General features: G+C 68.6%; 13 protein-coding genes. All 13 read left to right on the top strand.

The features are described 5' to 3' along the window. Window positions 1-39: 39 nt before the first annotated feature. Window positions 40-1,125, top strand: a complete 1,086-nt coding sequence (locus BO226_RS12940) for a hypothetical protein (protein ID WP_033097092.1) — start codon at window positions 40-42, stop codon at window positions 1,123-1,125. Next, complete coding sequence (manA, locus tag BO226_RS12935; RefSeq protein ID WP_006550209.1) at window positions 1,125-2,402, top strand: mannose-6-phosphate isomerase, class I; 1,278 nt, start codon at window positions 1,125-1,127, stop codon at window positions 2,400-2,402. Before BO226_RS12940 ends, manA begins: the two co-directional genes overlap by 1 nt. A gap of 210 nt (window positions 2,403-2,612) precedes the next feature. Further along, the gene (locus tag BO226_RS12930; RefSeq protein ID WP_071935410.1) at window positions 2,613-3,857 is read left to right on the top strand and encodes an alkane 1-monooxygenase; all 1,245 of its coding nucleotides are present in this window, start codon (window positions 2,613-2,615) and stop codon (window positions 3,855-3,857) included. A gap of 2 nt (window positions 3,858-3,859) precedes the next feature. Further along, window positions 3,860-4,027: a rubredoxin gene (locus tag BO226_RS12925; protein WP_071936438.1), complete on the top strand. Its 168-nt coding sequence runs from the start codon at window positions 3,860-3,862 to the stop codon at window positions 4,025-4,027. Beyond that, window positions 4,024-4,209 carry a rubredoxin gene (locus tag BO226_RS12920; protein ID WP_019288502.1) on the top strand — a complete coding sequence of 62 codons (186 nt, stop codon included), beginning with the start codon at window positions 4,024-4,026 and terminating at the stop codon, window positions 4,207-4,209. Before BO226_RS12925 ends, BO226_RS12920 begins: the two co-directional genes overlap by 4 nt. A 69-nt stretch (window positions 4,210-4,278) precedes the next feature. Further along, entirely contained in the window at window positions 4,279-4,884 is a 606-nt protein-coding gene (locus BO226_RS12915; RefSeq protein ID WP_039584805.1) for a TetR/AcrR family transcriptional regulator, read from the top strand. Window positions 4,885-5,012: 128 nt separating this feature from the next. Then, a complete protein-coding gene (ahcY, locus tag BO226_RS12910) occupies window positions 5,013-6,482 on the top strand; it encodes an adenosylhomocysteinase (RefSeq protein WP_006550214.1) in 1,470 nt (489 codons plus the stop codon). A gap of 56 nt (window positions 6,483-6,538) precedes the next feature. Next, the gene (locus BO226_RS12905) at window positions 6,539-7,204 is read left to right on the top strand and encodes a dTMP kinase (protein ID WP_039584803.1); all 666 of its coding nucleotides are present in this window, start codon (window positions 6,539-6,541) and stop codon (window positions 7,202-7,204) included. Between the two features lie 5 nt (window positions 7,205-7,209). Then, window positions 7,210-7,887 carry an MtrAB system response regulator MtrA gene (gene mtrA / locus BO226_RS12900; RefSeq protein WP_006550216.1) on the top strand — a complete coding sequence of 226 codons (678 nt, stop codon included), beginning with the start codon at window positions 7,210-7,212 and terminating at the stop codon, window positions 7,885-7,887. A 68-nt stretch (window positions 7,888-7,955) separates the two neighbouring features. Next, entirely contained in the window at window positions 7,956-9,605 is a 1,650-nt protein-coding gene (gene mtrB / locus BO226_RS12895) for an MtrAB system histidine kinase MtrB (RefSeq protein WP_071935408.1), read from the top strand. Continuing rightward, window positions 9,602-11,386, top strand: coding sequence for an MtrAB system accessory lipoprotein LpqB (gene lpqB / locus BO226_RS12890; RefSeq protein ID WP_071935407.1), 1,785 nt, complete (start codon window positions 9,602-9,604; stop codon window positions 11,384-11,386). Before mtrB ends, lpqB begins: the two co-directional genes overlap by 4 nt. 52 nt (window positions 11,387-11,438) lie before the next feature. Beyond that, window positions 11,439-12,083, top strand: coding sequence for a ComF family protein (locus BO226_RS12885; protein WP_039584801.1), 645 nt, complete (start codon window positions 11,439-11,441; stop codon window positions 12,081-12,083). Window positions 12,084-12,318: 235 nt separating this feature from the next. Beyond that, entirely contained in the window at window positions 12,319-12,987 is a 669-nt protein-coding gene (gene hpf / locus BO226_RS12880; protein WP_024101500.1) for a ribosome hibernation-promoting factor, HPF/YfiA family, read from the top strand. Window positions 12,988-12,997 lie beyond the last annotated feature (10 nt).

The following is a 12,997-nucleotide window of genomic DNA, read 5'->3' as shown; positions in this document are numbered from 1 at the left end:
CCGCCGAGGTCGCGGCGGCGGAAGGAAGGTGATGCGGTCGTGACGGCACCCTCACCGCTGTTCGACTTCGACGATGCGGGCGGTGTTCTCGCCGCCGATGTCGACGGCATCCTCAGGAGCGCGGCCCTCGGCGGCGCCCAGATCCGCGCGGTCGCCGCGGCGGTCGACGAAGGTCTGCTCGGCCGGCTCACCGACATGCACCCCCGCAGTGTGGTCTTCGTCGGCACCGACGCCCGCGCCCGCTCGGCCGCGGAACTGGTCGTCGCGATGTTCGGTGGGCAGGCCGGTGTACCGCTGATCTCCGCGCCGACCACACCGCCGTGGGTCGGCGCGCTCGATGTCGTGGTGGTCTCGGGAAACGACGCCGGCGATCCAGAGCTGGCGCGCAGCATCGACGCCGGACTGCGTCGCAGCGCTGAGGTCGTCGTCGACGCCCCCGACGAAGGTCCGGTGCGGGCGGTCTCGGCCGGTCGCGCGATGTTGTTGCCGCCGCGCGTCCGGGTCCAGACCCGGTACGTGCTCGCCCGGCACGTCGCGGTGTTCTGTGCGGTGCTCGGCGTGTTGCAGCGCGCCGTCCGGATCACCGGTGTCCCGCCGCTCGCCGAGGTCGCCGACACGGCCGACGAGGAAGCGGCGCGCAATCATCCGGCGAACGAGGTCTTCCACAATCCCGCAAAGTCGCTCGCGGTGCGCATGCAGTCGCGTCGCGTGGCGTTCGCGGGAGACTCCGCCGCGACGACGGTGCTCGCACGGCACGCGTCGGAGGCCCTGCTCCAGGAGGCGGGTGTGGTCGCCGGCGCTGCGGCACTGAGCGACGTGCTGGTCGCGCGCGACCGGCTCACGAATGTGGTCACCGCGAGCGGTGAGAACTACGACCCGTTCTTCCACGACGAGGAGCTGGACGGACCGGCGCCGATCGCACCGGCACGGGTGTTCGTGCTCAGCACCGACCCCGACCGCTCGGCGGCGCAGCGCAGGACGGCGGCACTTCCGGATGTGGAATTGATGTCCGTGATCGGAGAATTCGAATCGAGCACGGTTCCGACCGTGCTGGAACAGGTGGCAGTGTTGACCGTCCGCACAGAGATGGCGGCCGCATATCTCGGATTGGCAGGGGGGAGATAGTGCACCGACTCGAAGGTGCGGTGCGCTCGTACGCCTGGGGATCGCGGACCGCGATCGCCACCCTGCGTGGCCGCAATGTGCCGTCCCATCATCCCGAGGCCGAGTTGTGGCTCGGTGCGCACCCGGCCGATCCCGCCAGGCTGGTGGATCCGGACGGCGACGAGCACTCGCTGCTCGACGTGTTGTCGGCCGATCCGCAGCGACACCTCGGTGATCGCACGGTGGGGGCGTTCGGTCCCCGCCTGCCCTTCCTGCTCAAGCTACTGGCGGCGGAGGAGCCGCTGTCGCTGCAGGCGCATCCCAGCGCCGGCCAGGCGGCCGAGGGCTTCGCTCGTGAGGAAGCACTCGGCATCCCGATCGACTCGCCCGTCCGCAACTACAAGGACGCCAGCCACAAGCCCGAACTCGTGGTGGCGCTGACCCGGTTCGAGGCCCTGGCCGGCTTCCGTGACCCGAAACGGACCGTGGAGCTGTTCGAGGCGCTGGCCGTGCCGGAACTCGACCCCTATGTGGGACTGCTCGCGGGCCAACCCGATTCGAGCGGTCTGCGGGCGCTGTTCACCACCTGGATCACGTTGCCCCCGCCCGCTCTCGCAGCGTTGCTGCCGCGTGTGCTCGACGGTTGCGTCACCTATCTCGCGGCCGGACGGGACGGCGAACGCGATTTCGTTCCGGAGGTACGCACGGCCCTGCAGCTGGCGGACTTCTATCCCGGCGACGCCGGAGTGCTCGCCTCGCTGCTGCTCAACCGCATCACCCTGCAGCCGGGCGAGGGCCTGTACCTCGACGCGGGAAATCTGCACGCCTACCTGCACGGCATGGGTGTCGAGGTCATGGCGAACTCCGACAACGTGCTGCGCGGTGGTCTCACCCCGAAGCACGTGGACGTGCCCGAACTGCTGCGGGTGCTCGACTTCGGTGCGGCCTCGGTGCCGATTCTCGAAGCCGTGCCGGAGGCCTCGGCGGAGACCGGGTCGGGGCAGAGTCCGATCGAACGCCGCTACCGCACCCCGGCACCGGAGTTCGCGTTGTCCCGCATCGATCTCGGCGCGGGCGACGCCCTCGGGGTCGGTGCCGACGGACCACAGATCCTGCTGTGCACCGCAGGCGATGCCCGCGTCGAGTGCGACGGCGAGTCGGTGACGCTGAGGCCCGGCGACTCGGCGTGGTTGTCGGCGTGCGACCGGAATCCGACCGTCCACGGTTGTGCCGCGGACACCCAGGTCTTCCGGGCCCGGCTCGGGGAGATACCGGGATCGGCGACCGACGAGTCCTGAAGCAGAGTCCCGGTAGGGACGGAATCGAACCGAAGGCGAGCCCGCACGGGCTCGCCTTCGTCGTTTCCGGATGCACCTTCGTGAGATTTACAAAATCGCCTATATGTCTAGACCTAGGACGAACAGTGGCCTAGAGTCAAGATATGAGTGGTGTGCGTCACCGTGCGGTGGCGTGCCCGGCGCCATCAACGGTGATGAAGGAGACCCGACATGAGTACGGCATCCGCGGATTCGGTGGATCGACCCGACCTTCAGTGGCGCGACCGGAAACGCCATCTGTGGCTTCTGGGGCTGGTGCCCCCGACGGCGCTGTTCGTCGCCGCCGCCCTGGTGTGGGGCGGTAACGAACTCGGTCTGCAGAGCGTCACCCCGGTCCTGTGGTGGATAGGCCCCCTGCTGGTCTACGTACTCGTCCCGCTGCTCGACCTGTTCGTCGGCCCCGACGGCGAGAACCCACCCGACGAGTTGTTCGAGCAACTCGAGAACGACCGCTTCTACCGCTACTGCACCTACCTCTACTTGCCCTTCCAGTTCGCGTCGCTGGTCTTCGCCTGCTACCTCTGGTCGGCCGGCGACCTGTCCTGGCTCGGCATCGACGGCGGGCTCGGCGTGATGTCGAAGATCGGACTCGCGATCTCGGTCGGCGTGGTCGCGGGCATCGGTATCAACACGGCACACGAACTCGGCCACAAGAAGGTCGAATTCGAACGGCGACTGTCGAAGTGGGCGCTCGCCCCGTCGTTCTACGGGCACTTCTACATCGAGCACAATCGCGGCCACCACGTGCGGGTCGCCACCCCGGAGGATCCGGCCTCTGCCCGGTTCGGGGAGAGCTTCTGGCGATTCCTGCCCCGCAGCGTCGTCGGCAGCCTGCGGTCGGCGTGGCGCCTCGAACGGGCCCGCCTCGAACGGCTCGACAAGCCGGTGTGGAGCGTGCACAACGACGTCCTCAACGCGTGGGCGATCTCCGTCGCGCTGTACGCGGTGCTCCTCGGTGTCTTCGGTCTGTCGATCGCGCCGTATCTCGTGATCCAGGCGGTTTTCGGGTTCTCGTTGCTCGAGGCCGTGAACTATCTCGAGCACTACGGTCTGCTGCGGCAGAAGACCGCGAAGGGGCGCTACGAGCGCTGCTCGCCCGCGCACAGCTGGAACAGTGACCACCTGGTGACGAACATCTTCCTGTACCACCTGCAGCGGCACAGCGACCATCACGCCAACCCCACGCGGCGCTACCAGACCCTGCGCAGCATGGAGATCTCACCGCAACTGCCCGCGGGTTACGCGACGATGATCACCCTCGCCTACATCCCGCCGCTGTGGCGCAAGGTCATGGACCACCGCGTGCTCGACCACTACGACGGCGACATCACCCGCGTCAACATCGAACCGCGTCGACGCGAGAAGATCCTGGCCCGCTACGGAGCATCGGATCCCACTACTGCGGAAGGGGAGTGATCGTGGCGTCCTACCGCTGTCCCGTCTGCGAGTTCGTGTACGACGAGACCGCCGGCGTTCCCCGTGAGGGCTTTCCGGCCGGCACCCCGTGGTCCGACGTACCCGACGACTGGCCGTGTCCCGACTGCGGAGTCCGGGAGAAGACCGATTTCGAGGAGTACGCCCAGTGAGTACCGACTACCGTCTGTTCCGTTGCCTCGTCTGCGGATTCGAATACGACGAGGCCGAAGGGTGGCCCGACGAGGGCATCGGACCCGGCACCCGGTGGGAGGACATCCCCGACGACTGGTCGTGCCCGGACTGCGGCGCCGCCAAGGCCGACTTCGAGATGGTCGAGATCGTCCGCCGGTGAACCGCTGCACGGGGGATCACTACCCGTCTTGCTTTGACGAGCACATCCATGCGTGAGAGCGTTCCCACCATGCCGAACGCGCGGGTTCCCTTCCACGAGGCAAGTCGGGTGCTGCTGCGCTCGACGATCCTCGACGCCATGCGCGAGCTGCTACACGAACGCGACTGGTCGGCCGTCACCATGAGCGACGTCGCCCGAGCCGCCGGCATCAGCCGGCAGACCCTGTACAAGGAGTTCTCCTCCCGGCAGGGGCTCGCCCAGGGATATGCGCTGCGTCTGGTCGACGAGTTCGTCGATGCGGTGGCCGATTCGGTGTACGCCCACGTCGGCGACGCGCGGGCCGCGCTCGTGGACGGATTCACCTTCTTCTTCGAGGCGTCCGCCGCCGACCCCCTGGTGCAGTCGCTGCTGAGCGGGGAGGCCAAACCCGACCTGCTGCGGTTGATCACCACCGACGCCGCCCCCATCCTCGAGCGGGGCGCGGGTCGCCTCACGGAGACCTTCCACCACAGCTGGATCGCGGCGTCCGAATCCGACGCGGGGATCCTCGCGCGCGCTGTCGTGCGGGTCGCGCTGAGCTTCGTCTCGATGCCCCCGGCCTCGGGGCGTGATGTCGCCGCCGACCTCGCCGATCTGCTCGTGCCGTTCGTCGAACGGGCCGCCATACGCGGTTGACGTCCGGGCGTCGTACCGGAAGGTGCAGCGGACGGATCCCGTCGGGGGACGATCTGCCGGGCCTCTTCTCGCGCAGGTTGTATAGCCTGGAACCAACATCGTCTGCCGACAGGAAGAGGCATCTGCACGTGTCTGACACCACGCTCGTAGCCGACCGGGTCAACGGTCTCGATTTCAAGGTCGCCGATCTGTCCCTCGCCGAGTTCGGGCGCAAGGAGATCCGGCTCGCCGAACACGAGATGCCGGGCCTGATGGCGCTGCGTCGCGAGTACGCGGAGGTGCAGCCGCTGAAGGGCGCACGGATCTCCGGCTCGCTGCACATGACGGTCCAGACCGCTGTGCTCATCGAAACGCTCGTCTCCCTCGGCGCGCAGGTGCGCTGGGCGTCATGCAACATCTTCTCCACCCAGGACCACGCCGCCGCGGCCGTCGTCGTCGGCCCGCACGGCACCCCCGAGGAGCCCAAGGGCGTCCCGGTGTTCGCCTGGAAAGGCGAGACCCTCGAAGAGTACTGGTGGGCGGCCGAGCAGATGCTCACCTGGCCCGGCGAACCCGCCAACATGATCCTCGACGACGGCGGCGACGCCACGATGCTCGTGCTCAAGGGCGCCCAGTTCGAGAAGGCCGGCGTCGTCCCGCCGAGCGACGAAGAGCAGGACTCCGCAGAGTACAAGGTCTTCCTCGAGCTGCTGCGCCGCTCGCTCGCGGCCGACTCGAAGAAGTGGACCACCGTCGCCGAGTCCGTCAAGGGCGTCACGGAGGAGACCACCACGGGCGTCCTGCGCCTGTACCAGCTCTCCGCGGCCGGCGAGCTCGCGTTCCCCGCGATCAACGTCAACGACTCGGTCACCAAGAGCAAGTTCGACAACAAGTACGGCACCCGGCACTCGCTGCTCGACGGCATCAACCGCGGCACCGACGTCCTCATCGGCGGCAAGGCCGCGCTCGTGTGCGGTTACGGCGACGTCGGCAAGGGCTGCGCCGAGGCCCTGCGCGGCCAGGGCGCACGCGTCTCGGTCACCGAGGTCGACCCGATCAACGCCCTGCAGGCCATGATGGACGGCTACGACGTCGTGACGGTCGAGGACTTCATCGGCCAGGCCGACATCGTCATCACCGCCACGGGCAACAAGGACATCATCACCTTCGAGCACATGAAGGCGATGAAACACCAGGCCATCCTCGGCAACATCGGCCACTTCGACAACGAGATCGACATGGCCGGCCTCGAGCGGGCCGCCGACGTCACGCGGATCAACATCAAGCCGCAGGTCGACGAGTTCACCTTCGCCGACGGCCATTCGATCATCGTCCTGTCGGAGGGCCGCCTGCTCAACCTGGGCAACGCCACGGGCCACCCCTCCTTCGTGATGAGCAACTCGTTCGCCAACCAGGTGATCGCCCAGATCGAACTGTGGACCAAGCCCGACCAGTACGACAACGAGGTCTACCGCCTGCCCAAGCACCTCGACGAAAAGGTCGCGAAGATCCACGTCGAGGCACTCGGCGGACAGATCACGAAGCTGACCAAGGAACAGGCCGAGTACATCGGCGTCGACGTCGAGGGCCCGTACAAGCCCGAGCACTACCGCTACTGATCCCGGCAACTCGACGGGAACGCAGAGCGCATGAGTGATCGGAAATCACAGGGCACATGGGTGATCTGATCGTCGTCGAGGGTCTCGATGGGGCCGGCAAGCGGACCTTGTCCGCCGGTCTCGTCGAGACCTGGCGCGAGGCCGGACGGAAGGTCGCGACGCTGGCCTTCCCGCGGTACGGGCAGTCGATCCACGCCGATCTGGGCGCGGAGGCGTTGCGCGGGCAGCACGGCGACACCGCCTCGAGCGTCGAGGCGATGGCGTTGCTGTGGGCGCTCGACCGTCGCGATGCTGCCGACGAGCTGCGGAAGCTGCTCGCCGACAACGATATCGTGCTGCTCGACCGGTACGTCGCGTCCAACGCCGCGTACACCGCGGCGCGCCGGAACCAGGATGCGACCGGCCCGGCGGTGGAGTGGATCCGCCGTCTCGAGTTCGAACGGTTCGGGCTTCCGGTGCCCGATCTGCAGGTGCTGCTCCGCGTTCCGGTCGCCCTCGCCGCCGAGCGTGCCCGTAACCGCGCCGCGACCGAGGTCGACCGCGATCGCGACGCCTACGAGCGCGATGCCGGTCTGCAGGAGCGCACCGGCGCGGTCTACGACGGGCTCGCGCAGCAGCAGTGGATGTCTCCGTGGGAGGTCGCAGGCCCGCAGACCTCCCCGCGACAACTCGCCGTTGACATCTCAAATCTGCTTCACGACGCTCGAGGGGTGACACGATAGAGGCTATGAAGCCGAGGATTCTGGTAGTCGACGACGACACCGCGCTGGCCGAGATGCTCACGATCGTGCTGCGCGGCGAGGGATTCGAACCGTTCGTGGTGGGGGACGGCACTCAGGCGCTGGGTGCCGTGCGCGAGATCCGGCCCGACCTCGTCCTGCTCGATCTCATGCTCCCCGGCATGAACGGCATCGACGTGTGCCGTGTGCTCCGCGCGGATTCCGGTGTGCCGATCGTGATGCTCACCGCCAAGTCCGACACCGTCGACGTCGTGCTCGGCCTCGAATCGGGCGCCGACGACTACATCGTCAAGCCGTTCAAGCCGAAGGAGCTCGTCGCACGCGTGCGGGCCCGGCTGCGTCGCACCGAGCAGGAACCGGCGGAGGTCCTGACCATCGGGGACATCACCATCGACGTCCCCGCCCACAAGGTCACCCGCGGCGACGAGGCGATCTCGCTCACGCCCCTCGAGTTCGACCTGCTCGTGGCGCTCGCACGCAAGCCGCGCCAGGTGTTCACCCGTGAGGTCCTGCTCGAGCAGGTCTGGGGCTACCGGCACGCCGCCGACACCCGGCTCGTGAACGTCCACGTCCAGCGTCTGCGCGCGAAGGTCGAGAAGGATCCCGAGAATCCCGAGGCGGTGCTCACGGTGCGGGGGGTCGGCTACAAGGCCGGACCGCCGTGATTCGAACCTACCGGCTTCGGCGGCGTATCACGCGTAGGACGCTGCCGCTGGTGAGGTGGTCGCGGTCGATGAGCAGCCGACTCGCGCACACCTGGCGACGATCCCTGCAGCTCCGGGTCGTGACCTCGACCCTCACGCTGTCGCTGATCGTCATGTTCGTGCTCGGAGTGGTACTCACGAGCCAGATCACCGACCGACTGCTCGAAGTGAAGATCGACGCGGCGACCGAGGAGATGGATCGCTCGCGCGCACTCGTCGAGGGACAACTCGCGGGCGCCGACGACTCCGGCTCGCTCGCGGTCCGCCTCGACGGTGCCGCGGCGATCCTCACCAGCCGTGGCAGCGACGGGGGACAGGACACCGGCGTCGCCGGAACCTTCGACCCCGTCCTGATCGTTCCCGGCGACGGTCCGCGGGCCCCCACCTCGAGCGGGCCCGCCGACCAGATCCCGCAGAACCTGCGTGCCTTCGTCCAGAACGGGCAGATCGCGTACCAGTTCGCGACGGTCGCCGATCCCGACGGCTACACCGGGCCGGCCCTGATCATGGGCAGCCCCACCGACTCCGACATCTCGACACTCGAGCTGTATCTCGTCTTCCCGCTCGGCGGTGAGGAACGCACCCTCGCCCTCGTCCGCGGCACCCTGCTCGTCGGTGCCGTGGTCCTGCTCGTGCTGCTGGCCGCGATCTCGATGATCGTCGCGCGGCAGGTCGTGCTGCCCATCCGGTCGGCCTCCCGGATCGCCGTGCGCTTCGCCGACGGACGGCTCAAGGAACGCATGCCGGTCCGCGGTGAGGACGACATGGCGCGCCTGGCGATGTCGTTCAACGAGATGGCCGAGAGCCTGTCGCGGCAGATCACCCAGCTCGAGGAGTACGGCAACCTGCAGAAACGGTTCACCTCCGATGTGAGCCACGAACTGCGCACCCCGCTCACGACCGTCCGTATGGCCGCCGACCTCATCCACGACGGCAGCGACGAGCTCGACCCCGTCCTCAAGCGGTCCTCCGAACTGCTCGTCGCCGAACTCGACCGCTTCGAGAGCCTCCTCAACGATCTGCTCGAGATCAGCCGGCACGACGCGGGTGTCGCCGAACTCGCCTCCGAACGACTCGATCTGCGGATGTGCGCGCGTGCCGCCGTCTCGACCGTGCGGCACCTCGCCCGCGAGACCGCCACCGAGCTCATCGTCGACCTTCCGGACGAGTCCGTCGAGGCCGACGTCGATCCGCGCCGCGTCGAACGCATCCTGCGCAACCTGCTCGCCAACGCGATCGATCACGGCGAGGGCAAACCCATCCTGCTGCGGTTGCGCGCCGACGACGCGGCCGCGGCCTTCGTCGTGCGCGATCAGGGCGTGGGCCTGCGACCGGGGGAGGAGAAACTCGTCTTCAACCGGTTCTGGCGCTCCGATCCATCGCGGGTCCGGCGCTCCGGCGGCACCGGCCTCGGTCTCGCGATCAGTGTCGAGGACGCCAACCTGCACAACGGCAAGCTCGAAGCGTGGGGCGAACCGGGACGAGGTGCCAGCTTCCGGCTCACCCTCCCGCGCGAACGCGGACGTAAGGTGGGTCGCAGCCCCCTGCCTCTCGTGCCCAGCGCCGCGAAGGCCGTGCAGGGCAAGCCCCCGCCGGGTGACAACACCCCGGAGCGGCCTTCGACGGGCGAGATCCCGACCGACCCTGCGAGCACATCGTCCGAAGGAGCCAATACATGAGCCGCTCGACTCCGCGTGCAGCGGGCGTGCTCGTCGTACTCCTGACCGTGGCCGGACTCGTGCTGTCGGGATGCGCCACGCTGCCGGATTCGTCGTCACCGCAGGCCATCGGAACCCTTGAACGCGGCCCCGCGACCACCGAGGTCGCCGCTCCCGTGCCCGGTCGCGAACCCGACCTGCTCCTGCGCGACTTCCTGCAGGCGAGCACGGATCCGACCAACCGCCACCGCGCGGCCCGGCAGTTCCTCACCCCCACGATGTCCGAGTCCTGGGACGACGCGGCGAGCGCGACGATCGTCGACAAGGTCGACGTCCTCGTCGAGGAACGCGACGGCGACAGCGCCACCTACGTGGTGCGGGCCAGCACCGTCGGCTACCTCGAGGAGGGCGGCATCTACCGTCCCGCCGACGGGGAGTTCGAGGCGCGGTTCTCCCTGGTCCGCACGGACGGGGAGTGGCGCATCGACCGGTTGCCGGCCGGCGTCATCATGGACCGCCCGCGCTTCCTCAACACCTATCAGCGCCGCTCGCTGTACTTCCTCGACCCGACCGGCACCGCCGTCGTCCCCGACCCGCGCTGGATCACGGGTACCCCCGAACAGACGGCGTCGCAGTTGATCGGGTTGCTCGTCGAAGGGCCGAAAGAGGTCCTCGCGCCTGCGGTCAAGAATCTCCTCGAGGACGTCACCGTCATCGGCTCGGTGACGAAGGCGGACGGCCGCACGACCGACGTCGGCGTCGGACTCGGCGGTATCCGCATCGACTTCCAGGGGGTCGGCTCGATGGGCCGGCAGGATCGCGAACTGCTCGCCGCGCAGGTGATCTGGACCCTCGCCAACGCAGACATCAGCGGCCCGTACCAGCTCCTCGCCGACGGCCAGCCCCTCGACGAACGGTTCCCGAACGGGTGGACCACCGCCGACGTGGCATCGATGAACCCCCTTGCCGCATCGAGCGTGACGGTGGGCCTGCACGCGCTGCTCGACGGGACGCTGGTGAGCGTCGCCGAGACCGGCGTGACACCGGTCCGCAGCTTCTTCGGCATGTCCGACGATCTGCAGTCCGTCGCCTTGTCGCTGGACGGGGAACTCGTCGCCGCCGTCGAGAACACCGGGAAACCGGCACCGGAGCCGGCCGTGCAGCTGATGGTCGGTGCCTACAGCGAAGGCGCTGCCGAACCCGCGGTCGACGGCGAGTCGATCACCCGGCCGTCCTGGTCACCGAACAACAACTCGGTGTGGGCCGTCGTCAACGGCACGGCGGTAGTGCGTGCGGTGCGCGAGCCCGGCACGGGGCGGGTCACCGTGGTCGGCGTCGAAGCGGGTGCGATCCGTGCCCTCGGGGGCCCCATCACCGAGCTGCGCCTGTCGCGCGACGGTGTCCGCGCCGCCCTGATCATCGACGGACGGGTCTTCGTCGCGACGGTCGTACCGACCACGACCGGCGAATACTCGCTCGCCAACCCGCGCGAGATCGGCTTCGGCCTCGGCGGTCCCGCGCTCGCCTTGGACTGGAGCACGGCCGACACGATCGTCGTCTCCCGAGCGTCGGCCGACGTGCCCGTCGTGCAGGTCGCGGTGGACGGCTCACGCATCGACGCACTGCCGAGCCGCAATCTCACGCCCCCGGTGGTGGCGGTCGAGGCGTCCACGGCGAGCGAGTTCGTCGCGGATTCCCGGACGGTCTTCCAGCTCAACAACCGCGACCCCGCCGGCGACCGGTACTGGCGGGAGGTACCCGGACTGGCCGGGATGGCGGCGATCCCGGTCCTTCCCGGCTAGAGCGTGCCGACGGTGACGCCCAGGCGTCGGTGACTTCGGGCACACTCCCGGTGTGCTCACCGCCTTTCTCGATCTCGTCCTGCCCGCCCGGTGCGGTGGGTGCGCCGCTCCCGGAGCGAGCTGGTGCCGGGCGTGCGCACGCGAGCTCTCCGATCACCCCGTGGCCGTCGCGCCGCGCGTCGACCCCGGGACCCCGGTGTGGAGCCTGGGCCCGTACACCGGCCCCAGGCGCCGCGCGGTGATCGTCGCGAAGGAGCGTGCCCGCCGGGATCTCGCCGAGCCGCTCGGGCTCGCGTGGGCCGTCGCGATCGCGCGGCTGCGCCGATGGAGCGAGCTGCCCGAGGGTCCCTTGATCGTGACGCCCGCCCCCACCCGGACGCGTGCGGCGCGGGCACGCGGAGGCGATCCCGTCACGCGTGCCGCCCGGGCCGCCGCGACCCACGACCGTCGCCTCCACGTGCATCCGATCCTGAGTGTGGCGGCCGGGGTGCGTGATTCGGTGGGGCTCTCGGCAGCCGACAGGCAGCGCAACCTCGCCGGCCGTGTCGGGGTGCGCGCCGACGGTCTGCCGCGCACGATCCCGGTCCTCGTCGTCGACGACGTGCTCACCACCGGAACCACCGCGCGCGAGTCGGTGCGGGCACTCCGACGCGCCGGATTCGACCCTCTCGGAGTGCTCGTGATCGCCCACGCGTGAGCCCGCGGACGGGCCCGGAAAGTACCTCACCGAGTGACCGGAAGGCGACGCGATGGGAAATCGCGCGGGAACGGTGGCACACCTCCGCGTTACGTACTACCGTCGCCATCAGACCCGGAAACAACAAGGTAGACGGGTGGAAACGCCTGTTCTTCCGATTCCGGGTGAGCGCGCTCTCGCGCTCATACATCATGCCGGCGCGCGGGCTGCGCCGGCCGTAACTCGGGAGGTACGCGTGACGACCCCTTCGAAGTCCAGAGGTTCCGTTGCAGAGGCCGATGCAGCCACGGAAGGCCCACGTGCCGACGTTGTCGTGAAAGGACGCAACGTCGAGGTCCCCGATCACTTCCGGATCTACGTCTCCGAGAAACTCGCTCGGCTCGAACGTTTCGATCCGACGATCTTCATCTTCGACGTCGAGTTGCAACACGAACGCAACAGGCGTCAGAGGAAGAGTTGTCAGCGGGTCGAGATCACTGCCCGCGGAAAGGGACCTGTCGTACGCGCCGAGGCCAGTGCCGACAGCTTCTACGCTGCCTTCGAGTCTGTGATCAGCAAGCTCGAATCGCGCCTGCGACGGACGAAGGAGCGCCGCAAGGTCTCCTACGGTGAGAAGACGCCCGTGTCCGTGGCGGAAGCCACCGCGGCCCTCGCCCAGGATGACGAGCTCGCGATCTCGCCCGACCTGTCGCTCGGCGACAGCGAGAAGGAGCCTCAGGACGGTCCCGGTCGCATCGTCCGGACGAAGGAACACAACGCTGCGCCGATGACCGTCGACGACGCCCTCTACGAGATGGAACTCGTCGGTCACGACTTCTACCTGTTCCACGACAAGGAGACGGACAAGCCGTCCGTGGTCTACCGGCGACACGCCTTCGACTACGGTCTGATCAGGCTCGTGTGACACTGCAGGG

Source organism: Rhodococcus sp. 2G (genome assembly GCF_001886355.1).
GTDB classification, from domain to species: Bacteria; Actinomycetota; Actinomycetes; order Mycobacteriales; family Mycobacteriaceae; genus Rhodococcus; species Rhodococcus pyridinivorans.
Note: the sequence above shows the minus strand (reverse complement) of the source record. Positions and strands in the feature narration are given on the sequence as shown.

Bases quoted from the DNA above. Each gene is read 5' to 3' on its own strand.
- lpqB (WP_071935407.1), top strand. From the start codon at position 9,602: ATGAGCCGCTCGACTCCGCGTGCAGCGGGCGTGCTCGTCGTACTCCTG.
- BO226_RS12905 (WP_039584803.1), top strand. From the start codon at position 6,539: ATGGGTGATCTGATCGTCGTCGAGGGTCTCGATGGGGCCGGCAAGCGG.
- mtrA (WP_006550216.1), top strand. From the start codon at position 7,210: ATGAAGCCGAGGATTCTGGTAGTCGACGACGACACCGCGCTGGCCGAG.
- BO226_RS12915 (WP_039584805.1), top strand. From the start codon at position 4,279: ATGCCGAACGCGCGGGTTCCCTTCCACGAGGCAAGTCGGGTGCTGCTG.
- BO226_RS12930 (WP_071935410.1), top strand. From the start codon at position 2,613: ATGAGTACGGCATCCGCGGATTCGGTGGATCGACCCGACCTTCAGTGG.
- mtrB (WP_071935408.1), top strand. From the start codon at position 7,956: ATGAGCAGCCGACTCGCGCACACCTGGCGACGATCCCTGCAGCTCCGG.